This window comes from Ruegeria sp. H3, assembly GCF_056533095.1.
Window position 1 is genome coordinate 170,797 of sequence record NZ_JBQFOD010000001.1, and the last position, 22,787, is coordinate 193,583.

The following is a 22,787-nucleotide window of genomic DNA, read 5'->3' on the forward strand; positions in this document are numbered from 1 at the left end:
TCCGCGGGGCACACGCTGCACATATTTGTCTGGTGAATTCGAAGGCCTTATCTATTCCGGAACAGGCCCCCAAGAATACCGCGCACGATACGGCGGCCAGTGGTGCCTTTGAGCTCTTTGATCACAGCTTCACCCATGGCCGTGGCAAACGTGTCTTTCTTGCGCGTCACGCGCGAGGAAGATCGCCCAACACGGCTACCAGAATATCGACGGGCCGAGGCAAACTCTCGCTCCTTCGCGGATTGCATCTCTACCACCTCATCAGCTTCGGCGGCTTCCGCCTCTTTGGCGGCGGTTTCGGCACGGGCCTGAAGGATTTCAAAGGCCGATTTCCGGTCGACCGGCGTGTCATATTTTGCCGCCATCGCCGATGCTGCCATCACCGTTTGACGCTCTGCCTTGGTAATCGGTCCAAGCTGAGACCCCGGAGGGCGGATCAACGTCCGCTCAACCATCCCCGGCACGCCTTTCTTTTGCAGCATTGATGTAACGGCCTCACCGACACCGACCTCTCGGATTGCGACTTCTGTATCGAAGGCCGGATTCTCGCGATAGGTCTCGGCTGCAAGGCGCAGGTTCTTGCGATCCCGCGCTGTAAAGGCGCGCAAGGCATGCTGAACGCGGTTTCCCAACTGGCCCAGAATGTCCTCGGGAATATCGGCCGGGTTCTGCGTGATGAAATAGACGCCAACGCCTTTGGACCGGATCAGGCGCGCGACCTGTTCGACCTTGTCGACCAGAACCTTGGGCGCATCATCAAACAGCAGATGCGCCTCATCGAAGAAAAACACCAGCTTGGGTTTTTCAGGGTCACCAACCTCGGGCAGTTCTTCAAACAGCTCACTCAGCAGCCACAACAGAAAAGTTGCATAAAGGCGTGGCGACCCCATCAGTTTGTCCGAGGCAAGGATGTTCACCGTGCCATGCCCGGCCTCATCGGTGCGCATCAGGTCTGACAAATCCAGAGCGGGCTCGCCAAACAGCCGCGTTCCGCCCTGGTTTTCCAGCACCAGCAACCGCCGTTGGATCGCCCCGATGGACGAGGTCGAGACATTGCCATAGCGCAACGACAGCTGTGCACGGTTTTCTCCAATCCAGACCAGCAGCGCCTGCAGGTCCTTTAGGTCCAGAAGCGGCATGCCTTCTTCATCCGCCACGCGAAAGGCGATGTTCAGGATACCCTCTTGCGCCTCGCTCAGCTCCATCAACCGCGACAGCAGCAGCGGGCCCATCTCAGTCACAGTTGTGCGCACGGGATGGCCCTGTTCACCAAACAAATCCCAGAAGGTGACCGGACATGCGTTGTAGGAAAAATCCGAGAAGCCAATACGCGTAGCGCGATCCATGAAAGCCTGATGCAACTTATGGGTTTCGCTGCCGGGCAGTGCCAAGCCGGACAGGTCACCTTTGACGTCGGACAGGAACACCGGAACACCCGCCTTGGAAAACCCTTCGGCAAGAATCTGAAGCGTCACGGTTTTACCGGTTCCAGTTGCCCCGGCAATCAGGCCATGCCGGTTTGCATATTTCAGCGTCAGCCCTTGCGGCTGCCCATACTCGGTCCCGCCACCGCCCAGAAAAATATCTTCGCCCATGTTTTCACTGCCTTAATGTCCATCGCTCTGGGGCCAGCATACAAAGTTAACCTTTGACTGCGATAGTCAATTTGCGCGCTTTGTGGTGCCAGCTGCAAAGGCGCACTTCCTCCCTGTCGACTGGCCGTGCCTTCGGGCACGGCTTTTTTTGTGCGTTTGGTCCGATTAAAAGTGAACTAAGGAGTATATTAAAAATTCAGGTTAGCTGTTGACCGCTGCGCCCCCCTCTCGTAACGTCTGCGCATAAATAAGTCGGCCAGTCCGACGGGGAGAACCAATTCGAGAAGGGAGCTGCATCACCAGCTCCCTTTTTCTTTGGATTTCTACGCAAAATTCCCATCTTTACGGCAAGAAATTGTTCACTTTACAACCTGTGCGACGCTTAGTGACTGACACTGAGGGCGAACGGTGCTAGAGGAAGAAAAAAACTCACTCAATCATCAAACCGAGGCATTCATGAACAAGAAACTCCTCTCGATCAATACGCTCGTCGCTGCGCTGATCTGCGGTGCGGTAAATGCGCAGGACACAACCACGACAGACGCAGAAAGCGGTCTGGATCTGGGCGAAACCGGCCCGCGAGTCGGCGAGCAATATGTCAAAGAAAAAAGCGGCGATTGGGATGTCTCCTGCCTCAAAGCGCAAGAGGGCGATGACCCATGCGCAATCGTCCAGGTCCTAAACGGCGAACAAGGTGAACCGATCGCCGAAGTGTCGATTGGCAAGCTGCCCGAAGGCGGCGCGGCCGTCGCCTGGGCGAATGTGATCGTTCCGCTGGAAACCCTGCTGCAAGCGCAGCTGGCCCTGTCCATCGATGGAGCGCCGCGCAAGCTGTATAACTACCACCATTGTGTGCCTGTTGGTTGCGTCGCTCAGCTGGGGCTAAGCCAGGGCGACATCGACGCCATGAAATCGGGCAGCACCGCGATCTTTTCCCTGGTGCCGGCACGCTTTCCCGATCAGATTCTGGACATGGAGATGTCTCTGTCCGGTTTCACATCTGGATTCGACGGCCTGTCCGTTAACTTGAACTAGACGACCAATGTGCATCGCCGCAGTGCATCAACTGCGGCGATGCTGATTTAATGAACTTTTTTCAACGCAAGCACAGCGTTCAAGCCTCCAAAGGCAAAGGCATTGCTGAGCGCTACCTCAACCTTGGCCTCGCGTGCTTCGTTTGGCACCACATCCAGCGCGCATTCCGGATCAGGTTCTTCATAGCTGATAGTCGGGGCGATGACTCCGTCCCGCAGGGCCATGATACAGGCCAACAGCTCGACCGCTCCTGTACCGCCGATCAAGTGGCCGTGCATGGATTTCGTGGATGAGATCATCAGATCATCCGCATGCGGCCCAAACACATCGGCAACGGCCGCGCATTCGGTTTTGTCATTCGCAGCCGTCCCAGTGCCATGCGCGTTGATATAGCATACGTCGCTGGCGTTCAGTTTCGCATCCGCCAAGGCCCCCGCCATCGCGCGGGATGCGCCCTGTTTGCTGGGCATGACGATATCGGATGCATCAGATGACATGGCAAAACCCACGACCTCGCACAGGATGTCGGCGCCGCGTGCGCGGGCATGGTCGTATTCCTCGAATACAAAAATGCCAGCGCCTTCACCCTGCACCATTCCGTTGCGGTTGGCGCTGAAGGGGCGACAGGCATCCTTGGACATGACCCGCAGCCCTTCCCAGGCTTTCACGCCGCCGAAACACAGCATGGATTCAGACCCACCGGTGACCATGGCAGGCGCTGCTCCGCTACGCACCATCTGAAAGGCCTGCGCCATCGCATGGTTCGATGACGCGCAGGCGGTCGAAACGGTAAAGCTTGGGCCCTTAAGGTTGTGTTCCATCGACACGTGGCTGGCCGCGGCATTGTTCATCAGCTTGGGCACAACAAAGGGGTGCACGCGGTTCTTGCCGTCTTCGTAGACCGACCGGTAATTGTCATCCCAGGTCGAGACGCCACCCCCAGCCGTACCCAGAACCACGCCAGACCGGGCCGCCAATTCACCATGGAATTCGATCCCCGATTGGTCGATGGCCTCTTTCGCGGCGGTCAGAGTGAATTGTGTAAATCGGTCATACAGAGACATCTGTTGGCGGTTAAAGCGCCCTTCGGCCTCGAACCCGCGCACCTGTCCGCCGATCTTGATAGCAAGGCGGTCCACATCGCGAAACTCCAGCTCAGAGATCCCGCAACGACCCTCGCGCATGGCTTCCAGAGTGTCGGGCACTGAATGGCCCAGCGAATTGATAGTACCTGCCCCGGTAATGACGACCCGTTTCATTGTTCCGGGTCAAACCTTTTCCGATACAAGCTTTTCGATGCCCGCAATGATTGCGGCCACGTTCGAGATGTCGAAATCATTCGCTTCGGGCTCATTGGCATTGAAGGGCACCGAAATATCGAACTCTTCTTCGATGGCAAAGATGCTTTCGACCAGGCCCAGGCTGTCGATGCCCAGATCCTCCAACGTGCTGTCGGGCGTCACATCCGATGGCTCCAGCACGGCCTGCTCTGCAATGATTGCGATGACGCGGTCGCTGATGCTCATGTCGATCCCCTGGTTATCAATCTGAGGATGATTTAATCACTCGGGGCCTGTTTGGAAACAGCCTTTTTGAGTGCCTCGACGTCGCGTGCCAAACGTGGCAACCGGCGTTGTGCTTTGTAGATCTCGGTATGGGTGTCCATCTTGATCCCCGGATAGCCCATGATGACGCGCCCCGCAGGCACGTTTGATAGAATTTTGGTGCCGCCCCCCGAGATCACGCCATCGCCGATGAATATATTGTCGACAACCCCGGTCTGCCCGCCCAAGACCACGTTGTTGCCAATCTCAACCGACCCCGAAACACCAGTCTGACCACAAAGAAGGCAATCGCGCCCCACGCGCGTGTTGTGGCCCACGTGAACAAGGTTATCCAGTTTCGAACCGTCACCGATGCGTGTGTTTCGGATCGTGCCATTGTCGACGGTACAGTTCGAGCCGACCTCGACATCATCGCCGATTTCAACCGCGCCGAGCGAGTGAATACGCAGCCAGCTTTGCGCCTTAGCCTCGCCCTGATCCCCCATGGTTTTGCGCGCGTTCTCGGCACCCGAAACCTCGGGCGTGACAAAGCTGAATCCATCCCCGCCAATCCGCGCACCTGGTTGGGCGATAAAACGATCCCCGATCTGAGCACGCGCGCCGATGCTGACCATTTCGCGTAGCAGTGCCTGTTCGCCAAGAACCGCGTCGATCCCAATCGTGCAATGAGCGCCAATGACTGAGCCTGCACCGATCCGAGCGCGGGCGCCTACAACTGTCAAAGGCCCGATTGAAACATCCGCACCAATCTCGGCAGTCGGGTCAATCACCGCAGATGGATGAATGCCTGGTTCAACCCCCTGCCCGCGATCCAGCATCGATGTGATCCCGGCCATGGCCATGCGTGGGCGTTTTACAAAGATTGCGGCCTGCAATTCCATTGCCTGCCAATCAGCGCCTTCCCAGAGCACCGCCGCGCGCGCCTTACCACCGGTCAGAGCGTCAGCATATTTTGGGGACATTGCCATAGCCAGATCCGTGGATCCGGCATCGCCCGGCTCGGCCGCTTTGTCGATCGTCAAGCTGGTGTCGCCCTGACACTCCGCACCAAGGCTGTCGGCGATTTGCTGGATGGTATATTGCATGACGGGCGTTCCCTTTGGCAGGATTTGCCCCTGTGCTTATCCCTGAACGTCCGGCAGGACCACCCCTGCCTTTTGCAGCGCCGCCCAAATCTTGGCATCACGGTTATAGACGTCACGGCGATACTGAACCTCGCCTTTAGGGCCAACATAAGCCGTGCGGTAGATCAGATGCACTGGAACTTTCTGATCCAGGTCCACTTTCGTCTCTTTGCCGCTGTTCAGCACACGGTGGAAGAACGCCTTTGGGTCTTCCTCCTGTATAGCCAGCAGCGCATAGGCGAACTCGAAAGGTTGCGCCAGTCGGATACACCCGTGTGAGAACGCCCGCACTTCACGCGCGAACAGAGATTTCTGAGGCGTATCATGCAGATAGATGTTGTACTTGTTGGGGAACATGAACTTCACCAGCCCCAAAGCGTTGCTCTTGCTCGGGGGTTGCCGCATCGCAAACGGGAAGTTGCGTGCCGTGAATTGCGTGAAATCCACGGCCCCACGGTTGACCTGACGGCCACTGCGATCTGTGATCTGGATATGCCCGACAGCATTCGGGTTTGATTGCAGCTTGGGCAGATATTCCTTGGTGATGATCGAGCGTGGCACATACCAGCTGGGGTTGATCACCATATGCTCCATCTCGTCCGAGAACTCGGGGCTGCGGCGATCATGTACGTTTTTGCCGATCACGGCGCGGGTTTCGAACGTCACCTGCCCGTCATCCACGATCTTGGCTGAGAAATCGGCCTGATTGACAAGAATATGACGCTCACCGCGCTCGCGTGGCAACCACCGCTCACGTTCAAGCGCGACATGAACGGCTTTTAGCCGGTCTGATACCGGGCGGTTGATCTCGGAGATGGTACCCTTTCCGGCAACCCCGTCGGGTTCCAACCCATGATCGGTCTGGAACGCGCGAACGGCAGCAAGCATGGCATCGTCATAGCTCGGGCTCGCGGTTGGCTTCAGATACCCCATGGTCACCAAGCGGTTGCGCAGTTTGACCACTGTGGCACCCGTGTCGCCAAATTCCAGCTTGGTTACGGGAACAGTTGGCCCCCAACCGCCCTGATCCAGCAGAGCTTCCAACGCCAGTTTCTGTTTCATCAATGACCGGTATTGACGCGTTTGGGGTGCAAGCTGATCAAAATAGTCAGCCCCTTGGGCGTTTAACTGTCGCAAATGCGCTTCGGGGCTGCGGCGCTCGACCTTACGAACAAGTCCGTCATCAATGCTGGCCGGGCGCAGTGCCCCGGCATAAAGATCGTCGGCATAGTCCAAAAATAGGGTGGTTAATTCAGCTTCAAGCGCGCCAAGATCCCGCACCGAACGTGCCGTGCGCATCTGGTCCATCAGAGCGTCGACATCATAGCTTGCTGATGGCAATCCATGCATATGACTGCTTGACAAAGCCTCAATCAAAGCGGCGCGGCGATCGGCATGATCTTGCGAAGGACCCACCCAAACCGGCGCATAGCCGTTGGACCGGTAAAACACAGCGATATCGTTTGACGTTGGCATATGTTCCGCCACCGCCATTTGAAAAGCGGTCCCCTGCATCGCGTCAGAGGCGGTATTGGCCATCGCAGCCGTTGCTGCGAAACAGGTTGTCAAAAGGATACTGGTACTGGTCCGAAATACAGAGAACATGGGATGCCCTTGGTTATTCAATAGCTTGCACAGATGGGAATGTGCCGAACCAATATGATTTTGGGAACAGGTCGTTGTCTATTCACAAATACCTTATCCTTGGTCTTCTTTTGCGGCTGATGCGCGATTGCATCGCGGCGATGCCAAAACCCCTCAGTCGTGCGAAAAATATGCGAAAAATCTCAGTTGCGCGAAAAACTGCCGAAAATTCCCCCTTGTTCTGCTGAAAATCAAACAAAACTTGGCCCTCGAATCTGTTTGTGCCATAAATTCGCCATCTGGGATGGGAAATATTAAGACAGCGGACGTAACATCGTTCGCAGGCAGGATACAGTACGGGACGAAACTGAAATGACCAAGAGCAGTACATCGGGCTTGACCCGGCGTGCCCTATTGGGCGCATTCGCGGCAACGGCGGTCGTAGCCGCACCGACCTATTCCAATGCAGCAGGATTTCTTCGCGGTGGTGGCGATGTTCGTCGCATTCGCATGTATTCCGGTCGCACAGGCGAACGGATCGACATGATATATTGGGTTGACGGCAAATACATCAAGGATGCTGTCAAAGAAGTGAACCACTTCATGCGCGACTGGCGCACCGATCAATCCAAAAGCATGGACCTGCGTACCATCGACATCATGGCGGCTTCACACAATCTTCTGGATGCAGACGAGCCCTATATGCTTTTATCGGGTTACCGCTCCCCTCAAACCAACGCAATGCTGCGCTCAAAATCCCGTCGTGTGGCCCGGAATTCGTTGCACATGCAAGGCCAGGCCGCCGATTTGCGCCTGTCGTCCCGTTCGGTATCGCAAATGGCCAAGGCCGCGATGTCCTGCCGCGCTGGTGGCGTAGGGCAATACTACCGGTCGAACTTCGTACACATGGATTGTGGTGTCGTTCGAACCTGGCGCGGTTAGTCTACCTGCCAAACCCAAACGTCCCGAACCCCCGCAGATCGTCTGACGGGGGTTTTGTTTTGCCAAAACTTTCGGGCGGATTAACCCGCTGCCTAAATCTCAATGAAATATGGCGCACCTGAGAGGATTCGAACCTCTGGCCTCTGCCTTCGGAGGGCAGCGCTCTATCCAGCTGAGCTACAGGTGCCTTGGCCGTTAGCTAACGCTGATCCGGTCCGGGTGCAACTGGAAATCTTTGTCCCCGGGGATCGTTTCAGGCAAACAAATCATGCGCCAGTTCAAGTGCTTCGATCAGAGTATCGACTTCATCGGTGGTGTTATAGAGGCCAAAGCTCGCCCGACAGGTTGCCGTTACACCCAGATGATCCATCAGCGGACCCGCGCAGTGATGACCGGCGCGCACAGCAACGCCTTTTTTGTCAAGGATGGTCGAGACGTCATGCGCATGCCCTGCCCCGTCCAGCGTAAAGCTGAAGATCGCAGCCTTTTCCGGACGCGTTCCCTGAACCTGTAGCCAGTTCAACCCGTTCAAACGCTGCATGGCGTAATCGCGTAAGTTGGCTTCGTGGGCGGCGATGTTCTCCACCCCCAGATCCATCATATACTCCAACGCTGCACCCAGACCGATGGTTTGCACGATACCAGGGGTTCCAGCCTCGAATTTCATGGGCGGATCATTGTAGATGACCTGATCTTTGCTGACCTCTTTGATCATGTCACCGCCGCCGATGAAGGGGCGCATCTCGGCCATGCGGTCGGATTTGATGAAAATCGCGCCCGATCCTGACGGACCGTACAGCTTGTGGCCGGTGATAGCATAGAAATCACAACCGATCTCATCAATATTGACCTGCATATGAACCGCGCTCTGGCTGCCATCCACCAGCACCGGAACACCTTTGGCATGGGCGCCTTCGGTGATCGCTTTGACATCCACCACCGTGCCCAAAACGTTCGAACAATGCGTGATCGCAACCAGTTTGGTCTTTGGTCCAATCGCATCGAGCACCGCCTGCGGGTCCAGCCCGCCATCCGCATCGACATCAACCCATTTCAGAACAACGCCCTGCCGTTCACGCAGGAAATGCCAGGGCACGATATTCGCGTGATGCTCCATCACGCTCAGGACAATTTCATCCCCAGCCTCAAACCGGGGCATAGCCCAGCCATAAGCCACCAAGTTAATCCCCTCGGTGGTGCCCGAGTTCAGAACGATTTCATCCTCATTGGCGACACCCAGAAACCGCGCGATGGTGCCGCGCACGTTTTCATATTTCTCGGTAGCCAGATTCGACAGGTAGTGCAGCCCGCGATGCACGTTCGAATACTCATGCGCATAGGCCTGTGTCACCGCATCGATCACGACCTGCGGTTTCTGCGCTGAGGCGCCGTTGTCCAGATAAGTCAGCGGTTTTCCGTTCACCTCGCGTGACAGGATCGGAAAATCAGAGCGGATTTTCTGCACATCATACATGTGGTGATCTTTCTAAACAGGCGCCGCAGGGGCAAACATCAGGACAAAGGGGACCGCAACCAAAGCGGACAGCAGCACGACAGCAAAGGATTTCCAGAGCGAGTCAAACTGATGCGCGACGTTCAGGAAATGCAGCGTGATGTAGAGGCTCAGGATCGCCGTGGCGAACAATAACAGTGCCATGAAGACCGGAACAGTCAGGCTCAGGAACAGTGTCCCCATCAGGGCGGCGATCTGAAGGTATTGCAGCCAGATCGTCAGGATCATCATGTCGTCAAATGTGGCTGTTCCCCCCAGCAGGCGGCCGACGAACAAAAATGCCAAGATGCTCAACATCATCGCGCCGGCCGATCGGATCAGAACCAAAGGTACGCTATCGATCACCGGGCCGGATTCGCCGTCGCCCACGGGAACGGACAGATCAATACCCAGCTGGATCAGGCAGTTGAGGACAACCGCCAGAAAGAAGGTCAGCCACAGAACCTCTCGCCCCGGTTTCAGAACCAATAGCTGTTTTGCCGCTTCGGCGGGTTTTCTGATTGTCAGAACCGCCAGTCGACCCAGATGAGGAACATTCATTCTGCTGACCTTTGCACTTGCCTTAACCCGGATAACCAGAACCAGAAAAAGACAGCAACCCAAATCAGCCCAACCAAGGTCAAAGCCGGGCCTGGACCGATGAATCCGGCGACCAAGCCATTCAACAACACCAGCGGAGCCGAAGATAGCAATGCCCAGAATAACGCCAACCGCGCGCCATAGGGCGTGCCATTGCCGCCCATCATGCGCGCCGCCCAATGCGACAACAGCGCAATCGTGTAGAAACACAGTGGCAGAATAAAGACAGAGCCCATCAAGGCCCCGCCCAGAAGCATATTCAGTTCGACACCTTCAATATGGGCACGGCGCGCAAGGCTGGGCATCTGCGCGATGAAGGCGACAATGCAGAAGGCCATGACGAAGATCAGCGCTCGGTCTTCGCGCGGTCCCATATCCAGAAGCCGGCGCACAACGCGCCCCGGCCCCCGATATGTGGCAACGATATCTGATGACACCGGCATCAGCTGCGGCGGGCCAGCCACCCTTCCAGCCGGCTGACCAAAGCCTCAGCCAGGGCGCTGTCTTCGACCTCGTCCACGGCTTCGGCCAGAAACGCCAGCGTCAACATGTTGGTCGCGTCTTTCTCTGGAACCCCGCGTGAGCGCAGGTAAAACAGCGCGGTCTCGTCAATCGCGCCCGAGGTTGACCCGTGCGAACAGGCCACATCGTCGGCATAGATCTCAAGTTCGGGTTTCGCGAGGAACTGACTGTCATCATCCAGCAGCAGCGATTGGCTGATCTGGTAGCCGTCTGTCTTCTGGGCCCCTTCCTTGACAAGGATCTTGCCCTGAAAAACACCGGTCGCGCCGTTGCGCAGCACCTTCTTGAACACCTGACGACTTTCGCAATTCACCGCATCATGGGTGATGAACACCGTGTCATCATGGTGGAAATCTCCATCACCGACACAGGCCCCGGCCACATGCGCAACCGCATCATCGCCCGTCAGTTCGATGATCTGTTCATTGCGCGTCAGAACGCCGTTCACGGTTAAGGTGAAGGATTTGTAGACCGATTCCTGCCCCAGCCGAGTGAACATATGCGTCGCCGCGCGACGTTCATGGTCACGACCCTGTGCACGGACATGGTGCAGGGTGCCGGTATCTGCAATGTCGATTTCCATACATTTGTTAAAGCGCGAGGCCGCAGGACCCGTCTCCAGGATGGTCGCCTCGGCCCCGCTCTCGACGCGGACCACGTGATGTAGGATCGCGTCCGATGTCGGCGATGCATGACGATAGATCAAGTTGATCGGCTTCGACGGTTTACCTGTCACATTAATGGCCACCCCGTCCGAGGCAAAGGCCGTGTTCAAAGCGGCCAGAGGGCGCTGTACCGGCGCCTGACCACGCGCTTCCAGAACGCCATACTGATCCTTGGCCCAGTGGATATCTTTGCAACAAATGTCTTCTAGCCGGTCGATGCTGACACCTTCCAGCGACAGAACATCGGACTCTTCAGCGCTGAACACACCGTCGATGAATACGATCTTCAGGCTATCGAACTCATCAAAGATCAGCGCTTCATCATCTGCAAAAACAGCCGCAGGCAGCGCCGCTGCCGCGACCAGAGTATCGGGCTGTGTGTATTTCCAGTACTCGTCGCGGCGCCCCGGCAGACCTGTTTCCAAAACACGTGCCAGCGCATCTTCGCGGGCCGCGCGGGTGCAGCCTGCATCGGGCATGGTCAGCGCGGCCAGCCGCGCCTCGGTTGCGGATTGTTTGACTTCGGGCAAGGCCATCAGTTCACCTCGGCAAGAATGTCGGAATAGCCGTTGTTTTCGACCTCAAGCGCCAGCTCGGGCCCGCCGGTTTTGACGATACGGCCGTCTGCCATGATGTGCACGACATCGGGTTTGATGTGATCTAGAAGGCGCTGATAGTGTGTGATGACCAGGAAACCACGGCCCTGATCGCGCAGCGCATTCACACCTTCGGCCACCAGTTTCATCGCATCCACGTCAAGGCCCGAGTCGGTTTCATCCATGATGCACATCTTGGGTTCAAGCATCGCCATCTGCAGGATTTCGTTGCGCTTTTTCTCACCACCCGAAAAGCCCACATTGACCGGACGTTTGAGCATGTCGGCGTCGATCTTGAGGGTTTTCGCCTTGGCGCGCACCTCTTTCAGAAAATCTGCGGCGGACAGCTCCTCTTCCCCACGCGCTTTGCGCTGGGCGTTCACGGCGGTGCGCAGGAAGGTCATGTTGCCGACGCCCGGGATCTCAACCGGGTATTGGAAGGCCAAAAACACACCCGCAGCGGCGCGCTCTTCGGGTTCCATCTCCAGAAGATCTTCGCCATCGAGTGTGGCAGCGCCTTCGGTGACTTCATAGCCATCCTTGCCCGACAGCACATAGCTCAGCGTCGACTTGCCCGAGCCGTTCGGCCCCATGATCGCGTGTACCTTGCCAGCTTCAACCGTCAGGTCCACACCTTTGAGGATTTGCTTGTCTTCTTCTTCAAGCTGTACGTGCAGGTTCTTGATTTCCAGCATGTTTTGTCCTTTTGCGTATCGCAAGGGGTCGCAAGACCCGAATTTGTTCTGAATTCTGTGAAAGGCGGGATTAACCCACTGATCCTTCGAGGCTGATGGCCACCAACTGCTGGGCTTCCATCGCAAACTCCATCGGCAGCGCCTGCAGGACGTCTTTGCAGAACCCGTTGACCACCAGGGCCACGGCCTCTTCTTCGTCCATGCCGCGCTGACGGCAGTAGAACAGCTGATCGTCATCCACCTTGGATGTCGTCGCCTCGTGTTCCACACGGCTGGAGTTGTTCTTGACCTCGATATACGGAACCGTATGCGCCCCGCATTTGTCGCCGATCAGCAAGCTGTCACACTGGGTGTAGTTGCGGCTGTCCTTGGCCTTCGGGTGCATCGAGACAAGCCCACGATAGGTGTTCTGCGCCTTGCCCGCGCTGATGCCCTTGGACACGATACGCGATTTGGTGTTCTTGCCCAGGTGAACCATTTTGGTCCCGGTATCAGCTTGTTGATAGTTGTTGGCAATCGCGATCGAGTAGAACTCACCCTGGCTTTCCTCGCCGCGCAGAATGCAGGACGGGTATTTCCACGTCACGGCCGAGCCAGTTTCTACCTGCGTCCACATCACCTTGGAGCGATCCCCACGGCAATCCGCGCGCTTGGTTACGAAGTTGTAGATGCCGCCCTTCCCGTTCTCATCCCCGGGGAACCAGTTTTGAACGGTCGAGTACTTCACCTCGGCATCTTCTTCGACGATGATCTCGACCACGGCCGCGTGCAGCTGAGCAGTGTCGCGCTGAGGTGCAGTACAGCCTTCCAAGTAGCTGACATAGCTGCCTTTATCGGCAATGATCAGGGTGCGTTCGAACTGACCAGTGTTTTCAGCGTTAATGCGGAAATAGGTGCTCAGCTCCATTGGGCAGCGGACACCCGGCGGGATGTAGACGAACGAACCATCCGAGAACACGGCTGAGTTCAGCGTGGCGTAGAAGTTATCCGAGACCGGAACCACGGTGCCAAGGTACTTTTTGACCAGCTCAGGATGTTCTTTGATCGCCTCGGAAATCGAACAAAATATGACGCCCGCGTCCTTCAGCTCTTTCTGAAAGGTTGTCCCAACCGAGACGGAGTCAAACACCGCGTCGACAGCAACTTTGCGCCCCTCGGCTGGCGCGTTTTCAGCGCCTTCAACACCCGCCAGAATCATCTGTTCTTTCAGCGGGATACCAAGCTTTTCGTAGGTAGCCAGCAGTTTGGGATCGACCTCATCGAGCGACTTGGGTTTTTCCTCCATCGATTTCGGACGGGCATAGTAGTACTGGTCCTGAAAGTCGATCTCAGGATAGTTGACCATGGCCCATTTCGGCTCATCCATCTTGGTCCAACGCTCGAAGGCCGACAGACGCCATTCGGTCATCCATTCGGGTTCTTCGTTTTTTTCAGAGATAAGCCGCACGATATCGGGGTTCACGCCTTTGGGTGCGTATTCCATCTCGATATCTGTATCCCAGCCGTATTTATATGTGCTGACCTCGCGCACCGCATCCACGGTTTCCTGATCGACACCTTCTTTCACCTGGGTCTGGTCCAAAGCGGCCATTGCTTCCTCTCCATCAGATCACGCGGCGCGCGCGCGATGCTTTTTCTCTTTATCCAGCCACGTTTCAGCAAACCGCAGCACATCTTCATTTGTGGTCCGAGGGCCAAGCGAAACGCGGATTGCGCTTGCTGCTGTTACCTCGTCATATCCCATCGCCGTCAGCACAGCACTGGCGCGCACCTTGCCGCTGGAACAGGCCGAGCCCGCGCTGATCGCAAAACCCGAAAGATCCATTTGCATGACCTGTGTTTCACCTTTCCAACCGGATGAGGCGAAACACAATGTGTTTGGCAGGCGCTTCTGGCCTTTCCCGACAAAAATAGGTGATTTATTTCCGGCCTCAAGAGCATTTTCTAGAATATTTCTAAATTCTTCGACCTGCTCCCAAACACCATTGGCCAGATCATGTGAAGCAGCTACAGCTGCGGCCCCGAACCCTGCGATTCCAATGACATTTTCCGTGCCTGAACGCCGTCCCATCTCTTGCCCGCCACCTTTGATCTGGGCTGCAAGATCGGTGCCGCGCTTCATGACAACAGCACCAACACCCTTGGGCCCGCCCAGCTTGTGCGCCGAGATCAACGCCAACTGAACGTCCATCCAGTTAAATGCCACCGGCAGCTTTCCAAAGGCCTGTGTGGCATCCGTCACGGCAAGTCCCGAAGGAAGAGTCTGAACAATACCCGTTTCGGAATTGGCCAACTGAAGCGTTGCGACGGCTGGATCGGGTAGATCAACAAGACCCGTTTCATGAACCGGAACATCTTCTTTGATCCAAGACCTTACGGCATCATGCTCGATTGCTGCCCCGTGTAGTCCCCGACCAGCAAGCGCCAACGCAGCGCCTTCGGTCGAGCCTGAGGTAAATACAATATCCGCCCCATCGGCCCCAAATGCGGTGGCGATCTGCGCCCTTGCACGTTCGATCAACGCTTTGGCTGCGCGGCCCTCGGCGTGCACCGATGACGGGTTCCCGCAGACCTCCATCGCCGCAATCATCGCGTCCCGAGCCTCAGGGCGCAAAGGGCTGGTGGCGTTATGATCGAGATAGACGCGAGTCATGGATACATCTTTTGTCAGACACTAAACGGGCAACTGAGGATCGAAGCTCTATTCATCAACAAGAGCAAACAAGCTGGGCACAGCGGGACATGGGGCGAGATCGTTCTTGATCACATCCGACAACCGGGTCTGATGTAGGAACACATAGACATGCGCACTCATGCTTTCCCAAAGACGATTGGTCAGGGATTGAGCGCGGCTGCCAGAAGATGCCCCAGAGGCACCCGCGCCCTTGGATAAGGCGTCAACTGTTTCATCAACAGCCGACAGAACCTCGGCGACACGGATTTCGGACGCGGGCCGCGCCAGACGATAGCCACCGCCGGGTCCTCGAACAGACGCTACAAGTTCAGCCCGGCGCAGTTTGACAAATAACTGCTCGAGATAGGGCAGCGAAATGTCCTGTCGTTCAGATATTTCGCCCAGCGTCACCAACTGATCCGAGGGCTGCAGCGCGATGTCAGCTAGCGCAACCATGGCATAACGGCCCTTCGTCGACAGCTTCATTGGCATTTCCTCATCGCAAGATACACGCGAAATCATTGACGCCGCCGCCGCCAGTGCGTATCTCCGACGGGCAGCGACAATACGCGCCGCTATTAATTAGAACCGTTCTAAGGTGCCCGACGATTATCGTCAAGTATATCCGGGCTCGAAGAAGAAAAAGACAGGACCAAAGCACACATGCCCGAGGTGATTTTTCCCGGACCCGAAGGCCGCCTGGAAGGCCGCTACCACCCGCAAAAGGAAAAAGACGCTCCGATCGCCATCGTGCTGCACCCGCACCCGCAGTTCGGCGGGACCATGAACAACAAGGTCGTCTACAACCTGCATTACGCATTCTACAACATGGGCTTTACCGTGTTGCGCTTTAACTTCCGCGGCGTGGGCCGAAGCCAGGGCGAGTATGACCAGGGTGTAGGAGAATTGAGCGATGCTGCATCGGCACTGGATTACCTGCAGTCGATGAACAACAACTCGAAACACTGCTGGGTGGCAGGGTTCTCGTTTGGCGCATGGATCGGGATGCAGCTGCTGATGCGTCGACCCGAGATCACGGGCTTCATCAGCGTATCGCCCCCAGCCAATATGTATGACTTCTCGTTCCTGGCACCCTGCCCGTCGTCCGGTCTGATCATCAACGGATCGTCTGACCGTGTGGCACCGCCGGCTGACACAACATCGTTGGTGAACAAACTGCACGAGCAAAAGGGCATTACCATCACCCATACCGAGGTTGAAGGCGCCGATCACTTCTTCCAGGATCGCCACATGGACACCCTGATCACCGATGTCAGCGACTATGTGAAACGCCGCCTGACCGAGAACACGCGCTGATGTCGGACACCATCACGACCCTCGCGGCCAAACTGGCAGAGGATACGATGAAGGTTATGGATGAAACCGGTGATGACCGATTCTTTGTTGAAGTTGGCGAAGTGCTTGGTGCGGCCTCTCAATCTCTGGAAGAGGCGTTTCTGACTGAAATCCGCGTGCGTCTGGCCGAACGCAAGGCCCGCGCCTTTGTCATCAAACGTCTCAGCACCCACCGATCCAAAGTGAAAGCCATCGAAAAACAATGACGGATCGACTGTCGGCTCAAATCGCGTTTCTAAAACAGGCCGACAGGTTGAAAACGGTAGAACGCGCCAATGTTTTGCTGGATCAATCCCGCCCTGAAAACTCGGCCGAGCACAGCTGGCATCTGGCGCTTTGGGCTTTGGTAATGGCGCCTTTGGCTGCGCCTGAAGTGTCGATTGACCGGGTCATCCGGATGCTGCTGCTGCATGATCTGGTCGAGATCATCGTAGGCGACCATCCTATCCATCTGGATACCGACTGGCAGGCGGTGGCGGAGGCCGAAAAACGGGCGGCGTCACAGCTCTTTGGCCTATTGCCACCCGATCAGGCACAAGAGTTTCAGGCGCTATGGCAGGAATTTGAAGGTGATCAGACAGCCGATGCCCGCTTTGCCAAGATACTGGACCGCAGCCAGCCCCTGTTTCAGGTTCTCTGCGCAGATCAGCCCCAGGCGGCACATATTGAGATTGCAAAGGACAATATGGACGGCGGGCGCGTCGCCTATCTGGCCCAAGCGTTTCCTTTGGCCTTCGGCCACGCAAAGGCACTGTTGGCAGGCACAGCCCCAGACACAAACGCATTTACCACGCGGCTAACGTTCCTGACGGAGGCCGATCAGCTGAAAACCGTTTTGCGCGCCTCACGTCTCATGACATCGGACAGGTTCGAAAACTCAGCCGAGCATTCCTGGCACATCATGCTCTATGCTTGGGTGCTGTCGGAACATGCCGAAACCGATATTTCGGTTGCGCGGGTGCTGCGTATGCTTTTGCTGCATGACATTGTAGAAATCGACGCCGGCGATCACCCCATTCACGGTCACGTGGATCACACGGCACAGGCCGCAAAGGAAGAGGCTGCCGCACAGCGGCTTTTCGGCTTGTTGCCCGCAGCGCAGAACGCCGAATTTTCTGATCTGTGGTATGAATTCGAAGCGGCTGAAACAGCGGATGCGGTATTTGCCAAAGCAGTTGACCGCTACCAAACGCCCATCGCCAATCTGGAAACTGGTGGTGGATCGTGGGTCGACTATGACGTGACTTATGCGCAAATCGAAATGCGGGTTCGGCCTGCAATTGAGACTGGCGCACCCGCCCTATGGCGCTGGCTGCAGCCTCAGCTAGCCGCGTATTTCCAAACCCAAGTTACAGTGGACGCCTGACACATAACGGAAAAAAGGAGCCCAAAGGCCCCTTTTCTCCCTACCGGATCAGATCGGCGCTCAAATCACGCTACCATCCAACTTTTGAACCATACTGGCTGCATCAGTATCGACGGACCCCCCGCCAGCAAGCCACCCAAGCGCCACAATAAGAAACGCGGCAAGAATCATAGTTTTTGCAAATAAAGTCATAAAATACACTCGGTAACAAAACACCAACAACGGCGCAGATGTTACACGATCACGTGTTTACCTAAAGTCAGGTATACCTGACCCGGTAGTCAGCACCATAATCAGCCTGCCTGAATCCCCTTGCCTGCCAGCCTGATTCCGTGCTCAAGCTGGCCCGGCCCGTGCAAGATTAAGGTTATGACAATGCCCAAAGCCTACCTGATCCTGTTGATCGCGGTTTTTGCAGAAACGGTTGGGACAACAGCATTGCAGGCCAGCCAGCAATTCACGCGATTTTGGCCTTCGGTTCTGGTCGTGATTGGCTACGGGTTTGCATTCTACCTGCTGGGGCTGACACTGAAATATATGCCTGTGGGCATTGTTTATGCCATCTGGTCCGGCCTTGGCATCTTCTTTATCGCCATTATCGGCTTTTTGGTCTTCGGGCAGAAACTGGACGTCTGGGCGATCCTTGGTCTGTCGTTGATTCTGGCCGGGATTTTGATCATTCACCTGTTTTCGAAGACCGCAGGCCACTGAAGACCGGTTAGGGCTGGTATATTTCGGCGTGCCGCGTTATGCGCGCGGCAACTTCCCGTTCAAAGGCTGACCTCTCATGGACCTGCGCAATATCGCAATCATCGCTCACGTAGACCACGGCAAGACAACGCTGGTGGATGAGCTGCTCAAACAATCCGGCGCGTTCCGGGAAAATCAGGCCGTGGCCGAACGCGCCATGGACAGCAATGATCTGGAACGCGAGCGCGGCATCACCATTCTAGCCAAGGCGACCTCGGTCGAATGGAAGGGCACGCGCATCAATATCGTCGACACCCCCGGCCACGCCGATTTCGGGGGCGAGGTCGAGAGGATCCTCAGTATGGTGGACGGTGTCGTCCTGCTGGTTGACGCTGCTGAAGGCCCGATGCCGCAGACCAAGTTCGTCACCTCCAAGGCACTGGCCTTGGGCCTGCGGCCGATTGTGGTGCTGAACAAGGTCGACAAGCCCGACGCCGAACCCGACCGCGCGCTGGATGAGTGTTTCGACCTCTTCGCCAACCTCGGCGCGGATGATGATCAATTGGATTTCCCGTCCATGTATGCCTCGGGCCGGTCCGGCTGGGCTGATATGGAGCTGGACGGGCCGCGCAAGGATCTGACCGCACTGTTCGACCTGATCGTCGATCACGTCCCCGCCCCAAAGCAGGCCGAAAAGAAAGACGAACCTTTCCGTATGCTGGCCACCACGCTAGGCAGCGATCCGTTTATCGGGCGCATCCTGACGGGCCGTGTGGAAAGCGGGACACTTAAAGCGGGCGACAGTCTCAAGGCGCTTAGCCGCGATGGAACACTGATCGAGAATTTCCGCGCCTCCAAGATTCTGGCCTTCCGTGGTCTGGCGCAGCAACCGATTGATGTGGCCGAAGCTGGTGACATCGTCACCATCGCCGGGATGAGCAAAGCCACCGTCGCTGACTCGTTGGTCGCGCCGCAGGTGGAAGAAGCCCTGCCCGCGCAACCCATCGACCCGCCAACCATCACCGTGACCTTCGGCATCAACGACTCGCCTCTGGCCGGTCGTGACGGCAAAAAAGTCCAATCGCGCGTCATCCGTGATCGCCTGATGAAAGAAGCCGAATCAAATGTCGCCATTCGCATCACCGACACCCCGGGAGGCGAAGCCTTCGAGGTAGCAGGCCGTGGTGAATTGCAGATGGGTGTTTTGATCGAAAACATGCGTCGCGAAGGATTCGAACTCAGCATCTCTCGCCCGCAGGTTCTGTTCCGCGAAGAAGATGGTCAGCGCCTGGAACCGGTCGAGGAAGTCACGATCGACGTGGATGACGAATATTCCGGGTCGGTCATCGAAAAGATCACCGGCGCCCGTAAGGGTGAGTTGGTCGAGATGCGCCCGGCAGGCGCTGGCAAGACCCGTATCATCGCCCATGTCCCCTCGCGCGGGTTGATCGGCTATCACGGAGAGTTCCTGACCGACACGCGCGGTACAGGTGTTCTGAACCGCGTGTTCCATGACTGGGCCCCGCATAAGGGCCAGATTCCTGGCCGCCGTGCAGGTGTTCTGATCTCGATGGAGAAAGGTCAGGCTGTCGCCTATGCGCTTTGGAACCTCGAGGAACGTGGCCGCATGTTCGTGGGCCCACAGGCCGAGGTTTATCAGGGCATGGTGATTGGTGAGCATTCACGCGACAACGATCTGGAAGTAAACCCGCTGAAAGGTAAAAAACTCACCAACGTTCGCGCCAGCGGCTCGGATGATGCAGTGCGCCTGACACCGCATGTTCAGTTCTCATTGGAAGAGGCGATCGCCTATATCGATGACGACGAACTGGTCGAAGTTACACCCAGCGTTGTGCGCCTGCGTAAACGATATCTGGACCCGCACGAGCGCAAGCGGATGGCGAAATCTGCCTAAATTGTGGCAAATTCAGGGTTTCAAAATTAGAAACAATGACACGAGTGTGACATTTTTTCATCCATCGCAAAAATGGTGAACTGGGGCCGGTTTGACCTAAGGTCAGGTTTAGCCCCTGTTTTTCATGGCTGATCAACTTTAAGTAAAGTTAAGAATAACTCTTTCACCAAGAGTCCCTCTTGTAAATTCGGCCTAACAAAGGTGTATTCTGGGCCAAAGTGTGACGTCGTTCATACAACGCACGTTTTGATTGGTGCATAAGATCGACGCAGTTGGTAATGAGTTTTGAGGAGTGGCGCTATGCGCATTAAATCCCGTTTGTTTTCCCTTGTTTTTGCATCTGCATCTGCGTCTTTTCTTGCAGCAGGCCCAACCTTTTCGGACGGGACCTGCACGATCCGCACTGCAAAGCAATCGGTTTCAACAGAAACCCTTTGCGCTTGTAAGGTCGTGGACGCCCGAATGCTGCGATACATTCAGCGTCGGGCTGATTTCGAAGAGATTCTATCCCGCACGCTTCAAACCTGCCCGGCTTTCGCAGCAGTTCTGACTGACTTCCCCACAGCGTCGATTACAAATCCTCAGCGCACGGGTGACGGCCCCGCTGATGAGAGCGGTGGCGGATCTGGAGGTGGTTCCAGCTCTGGTGGCGGCTCAAGCTCTGGTGGCGGCTCAAGCTCGGGCGGTGGCTCGGGTGATGGTGGCGGCACCGGCGGTGGTTCCAGCTCGGGCGGTGGCTCGGGTGACGGCGGTGGCACTGGCGGCGGTTCCAGCTCGGGCGGCGGCTCGGGTGACGGCGGTGGCACCGGCGGCGGTTCCAGCTCGGGCGGTGGCTCGGGTGACGGCGGCGGCACTGGCGGCGGTTCCAGCTCGGGTGACGGCGGCGGCACCGGCGACGGCGGTGGCTCGGGCGGCGGCTCCGGTGATGGCGGCGGCACCGGCGACGGTGGTGGCTCAGGTGGCGGCACTGGTGACGTGGGCGCCACCGGCACAACAAACGACCCTGCCCCGAACAACAACGTTTGATACGGCTTCAAAAAAACACCAGCTGCGTAAATCGCGGCTGGTGTTCTCTATTTCACAACAAACAAAAGCGTTTAGCTGCTTCCGAATACACCTACCCAACGACGGGGTTGCTTGGGATCCTGCATGCGAAGGAAAAGATACCGTGTCGATGCCCAAGGCTTGATGCTATTTGTCAGGTTATCCAAAACAAGATCGCCGCTGTCAGAACGATAGACCAACACCGCATGAGCGTTGCGACGTGTATCCAACACAGTTGCAATCAGCAGCCTTCTGGGGTCAATGCCTGCAGCGATCAGATCGCGTTTTTTCAACAGAGCAAAATCTTCGCAATCACCGCCACGAGACGTGGGAAGCGCCCAACGTTCACGGGTTTTGTATTGAGATTGATCCGTCACCTCACGAATGGTCGCGTTTACATGACGATTTACACGCTGGACGATCTGCATTTCCTGCTGGCTAGTCAACGAGCCAGACCGCTTAGTGGCACAAGCCCAGTCATACTGACGGCACAGCTGTCGCGCCCCGGATGGCGGAGGAGAGGCAGAAACGATTGTGATAAACGCACCCTCGGATGCCTGCGCTGCTGGCGCGGCCCCCAAAGTGCCAAGTAAGAGAGCGGCTGCACATATAAGATGCCCTGACCCTAAGGTCGCGCGCCCCAAGACAGGCATGAGTTTCGTGCCGATCGATTTCATTCCTGATCCCCAATCCGTGTTCAACCATGCGATTGCAGTCAAACCGGACACTGCCCTGTTTTTAGAAAATATCCGTAAACATGGCCCGCGATGCAATCTAGGACGAATTTGACGGGGAAAAAGGGCGGAAATTCGTCACTTACCATGACAAAGTTGGGCAAGAATTGGGGTCAGATTGCCACAATTATAACGGGAATTCTGAGTTTCAACCTTAGGTTATCGAGATAACTCGATGTAATTAAACATATTTAGTCAAGAAGTGATAGTCGGCGCGAAGAGTCTCAGATTCATCCTTCGCGCCTTGGCCGATTTTCGCTTATAAACCGCGAGCTTGCGCAAAAAAGATCGCGCAAGATGATTCTCACTCTGTGATTTCGACGACAACCAGCTCGCGCTCACTCGCGCCGCGCGCATGATTCAAGGCTGCCTGGTAGTCGTCTGAGTTATAACACTCAACCGCCGCTTCGACCGAAGGAAAGCGCGCAACCACATTTCGGGGGCGCTCTTTTCCTTCCAGTTGAACATAGCGGGCCGCACGCGCGATGAACTCACCGCCATGTTTTGCAATCGCAGGCCCTGCCAGTTCTGCATATTTCCCATAGGCGTCGGCGTCATTCACAGTCACATGTGCAATCCAAAGTGCAGCCATC

General features: G+C 56.5%; 23 protein-coding genes and 1 tRNA gene. 8 read left to right on the forward strand and 16 right to left on the reverse strand.

Translation table 11 applies throughout. The annotated features are described in order from the left end of the window. Window positions 1-47: 47 nt before the first annotated feature. Complete coding sequence (locus tag ACR0JE_RS00905; RefSeq protein ID WP_480862339.1) at window positions 48-1,595, reverse strand: helicase HerA-like domain-containing protein; 1,548 nt, start codon at window positions 1,593-1,595, stop codon at window positions 48-50. A gap of 456 nt (window positions 1,596-2,051) precedes the next feature. On the opposite strand from ACR0JE_RS00905, the gene ACR0JE_RS00910 reads away from it, so the two are divergent. Next, window positions 2,052-2,630: an invasion associated locus B family protein gene (locus ACR0JE_RS00910; RefSeq protein WP_480862341.1), complete on the forward strand. Its 579-nt coding sequence runs from the start codon at window positions 2,052-2,054 to the stop codon at window positions 2,628-2,630. Between the two features lie 47 nt (window positions 2,631-2,677). On the opposite strand, the gene ACR0JE_RS00915 is transcribed toward ACR0JE_RS00910, so the two are convergent. Genes ACR0JE_RS00915 through ACR0JE_RS00930 form a run of 4 tightly spaced genes read right to left on the reverse strand, consistent with a single transcriptional unit; the run spans window position 2,678 to window position 6,924 of the window. Then, window positions 2,678-3,889: a beta-ketoacyl-[acyl-carrier-protein] synthase family protein gene (locus ACR0JE_RS00915; protein WP_480862343.1), complete on the reverse strand. Its 1,212-nt coding sequence runs from the start codon at window positions 3,887-3,889 to the stop codon at window positions 2,678-2,680. A 9-nt stretch (window positions 3,890-3,898) separates the two neighbouring features. After that, entirely contained in the window at window positions 3,899-4,156 is a 258-nt protein-coding gene (locus ACR0JE_RS00920; protein ID WP_170536685.1) for an acyl carrier protein, read from the reverse strand. 32 nt (window positions 4,157-4,188) lie between these two features. Further along, the gene (gene lpxD, locus ACR0JE_RS00925) at window positions 4,189-5,280 is read right to left on the reverse strand and encodes a UDP-3-O-(3-hydroxymyristoyl)glucosamine N-acyltransferase (RefSeq protein ID WP_480862345.1); all 1,092 of its coding nucleotides are present in this window, start codon (window positions 5,278-5,280) and stop codon (window positions 4,189-4,191) included. Window positions 5,281-5,316: 36 nt separating this feature from the next. Continuing rightward, window positions 5,317-6,924: a L,D-transpeptidase family protein gene (locus ACR0JE_RS00930; RefSeq protein WP_480862347.1), complete on the reverse strand. Its 1,608-nt coding sequence runs from the start codon at window positions 6,922-6,924 to the stop codon at window positions 5,317-5,319. Between the two features lie 351 nt (window positions 6,925-7,275). On the opposite strand from ACR0JE_RS00930, the gene mepK reads away from it, so the two are divergent. After that, window positions 7,276-7,845, forward strand: a complete 570-nt coding sequence (gene mepK / locus ACR0JE_RS00935) for a peptidoglycan L,D-endopeptidase MepK (protein WP_480549165.1) — start codon at window positions 7,276-7,278, stop codon at window positions 7,843-7,845. A 110-nt stretch (window positions 7,846-7,955) separates the two neighbouring features. Here the strand turns inward: mepK and ACR0JE_RS00940 are convergent. From ACR0JE_RS00940 to iscR, 9 genes are all read right to left on the reverse strand, one after another. After that, window positions 7,956-8,032, reverse strand: a tRNA-Arg gene (locus ACR0JE_RS00940). A 66-nt stretch (window positions 8,033-8,098) separates the two neighbouring features. Then, complete coding sequence (locus ACR0JE_RS00945) at window positions 8,099-9,319, reverse strand: cysteine desulfurase (RefSeq protein WP_480862349.1); 1,221 nt, start codon at window positions 9,317-9,319, stop codon at window positions 8,099-8,101. 12 nt (window positions 9,320-9,331) lie between these two features. Then, a complete protein-coding gene (locus ACR0JE_RS00950; protein ID WP_480862351.1) occupies window positions 9,332-9,898 on the reverse strand; it encodes a YIP1 family protein in 567 nt (188 codons plus the stop codon). Then, the gene (locus ACR0JE_RS00955; RefSeq protein WP_480549161.1) at window positions 9,895-10,380 is read right to left on the reverse strand and encodes a YIP1 family protein; all 486 of its coding nucleotides are present in this window, start codon (window positions 10,378-10,380) and stop codon (window positions 9,895-9,897) included. Before ACR0JE_RS00955 ends, ACR0JE_RS00950 begins: the two co-directional genes overlap by 4 nt. Continuing rightward, the gene (locus ACR0JE_RS00960) at window positions 10,380-11,660 is read right to left on the reverse strand and encodes a SufB/SufD family protein (protein ID WP_480541384.1); all 1,281 of its coding nucleotides are present in this window, start codon (window positions 11,658-11,660) and stop codon (window positions 10,380-10,382) included. The genes ACR0JE_RS00955 and ACR0JE_RS00960 overlap by 1 nt, the downstream gene beginning before the upstream one ends. After that, entirely contained in the window at window positions 11,660-12,415 is a 756-nt protein-coding gene (gene sufC, locus ACR0JE_RS00965; protein WP_170536617.1) for a Fe-S cluster assembly ATPase SufC, read from the reverse strand. Before sufC ends, ACR0JE_RS00960 begins: the two co-directional genes overlap by 1 nt. Before the next feature lie 70 nt (window positions 12,416-12,485). After that, complete coding sequence (gene sufB, locus ACR0JE_RS00970) at window positions 12,486-14,006, reverse strand: Fe-S cluster assembly protein SufB (RefSeq protein WP_480541382.1); 1,521 nt, start codon at window positions 14,004-14,006, stop codon at window positions 12,486-12,488. Window positions 14,007-14,024: 18 nt separating this feature from the next. Then, window positions 14,025-15,068: a cysteine desulfurase family protein gene (locus tag ACR0JE_RS00975; RefSeq protein WP_480862355.1), complete on the reverse strand. Its 1,044-nt coding sequence runs from the start codon at window positions 15,066-15,068 to the stop codon at window positions 14,025-14,027. Between the two features lie 48 nt (window positions 15,069-15,116). Beyond that, window positions 15,117-15,575, reverse strand: a complete 459-nt coding sequence (gene iscR / locus ACR0JE_RS00980; protein WP_480862357.1) for a Fe-S cluster assembly transcriptional regulator IscR — start codon at window positions 15,573-15,575, stop codon at window positions 15,117-15,119. A 177-nt stretch (window positions 15,576-15,752) separates the two neighbouring features. On the opposite strand from iscR, the gene ACR0JE_RS00985 reads away from it, so the two are divergent. The 6 genes from ACR0JE_RS00985 to ACR0JE_RS01010 all read left to right on the forward strand — a co-directional run bounded on the left by ACR0JE_RS00985 (window position 15,753) and on the right by ACR0JE_RS01010 (window position 21,442). Beyond that, window positions 15,753-16,406, forward strand: coding sequence for an alpha/beta hydrolase (locus tag ACR0JE_RS00985; protein ID WP_170536610.1), 654 nt, complete (start codon window positions 15,753-15,755; stop codon window positions 16,404-16,406). Next, window positions 16,406-16,651 (forward strand): hypothetical protein, encoded by a 246-nt coding sequence (locus tag ACR0JE_RS00990; RefSeq protein WP_480541377.1) that lies wholly within the window; start codon window positions 16,406-16,408, stop codon window positions 16,649-16,651. The genes ACR0JE_RS00985 and ACR0JE_RS00990 overlap by 1 nt, the downstream gene beginning before the upstream one ends. Continuing rightward, the gene (locus tag ACR0JE_RS00995) at window positions 16,648-17,811 is read left to right on the forward strand and encodes an HD domain-containing protein (protein WP_480862359.1); all 1,164 of its coding nucleotides are present in this window, start codon (window positions 16,648-16,650) and stop codon (window positions 17,809-17,811) included. Before ACR0JE_RS00990 ends, ACR0JE_RS00995 begins: the two co-directional genes overlap by 4 nt. A 375-nt stretch (window positions 17,812-18,186) precedes the next feature. Beyond that, the gene (locus ACR0JE_RS01000) at window positions 18,187-18,522 is read left to right on the forward strand and encodes a DMT family transporter (protein WP_480541373.1); all 336 of its coding nucleotides are present in this window, start codon (window positions 18,187-18,189) and stop codon (window positions 18,520-18,522) included. A 76-nt stretch (window positions 18,523-18,598) separates the two neighbouring features. Then, complete coding sequence (typA, locus tag ACR0JE_RS01005) at window positions 18,599-20,416, forward strand: translational GTPase TypA (RefSeq protein WP_480549148.1); 1,818 nt, start codon at window positions 18,599-18,601, stop codon at window positions 20,414-20,416. Window positions 20,417-20,878: 462 nt separating this feature from the next. Then, window positions 20,879-21,442: a hypothetical protein gene (locus ACR0JE_RS01010; RefSeq protein WP_480862361.1), complete on the forward strand. Its 564-nt coding sequence runs from the start codon at window positions 20,879-20,881 to the stop codon at window positions 21,440-21,442. 71 nt (window positions 21,443-21,513) lie between these two features. On the opposite strand, the gene ACR0JE_RS01015 is transcribed toward ACR0JE_RS01010, so the two are convergent. Both ACR0JE_RS01015 and ACR0JE_RS01020 read right to left on the reverse strand, forming a co-directional pair. Continuing rightward, complete coding sequence (locus tag ACR0JE_RS01015; protein ID WP_480862363.1) at window positions 21,514-22,137, reverse strand: transglutaminase-like cysteine peptidase; 624 nt, start codon at window positions 22,135-22,137, stop codon at window positions 21,514-21,516. Window positions 22,138-22,498: 361 nt separating this feature from the next. Beyond that, window positions 22,499-22,786, reverse strand: a complete 288-nt coding sequence (locus tag ACR0JE_RS01020) for a DUF1330 domain-containing protein (RefSeq protein ID WP_480862365.1) — start codon at window positions 22,784-22,786, stop codon at window positions 22,499-22,501. Window position 22,787 lies beyond the last annotated feature (1 nt).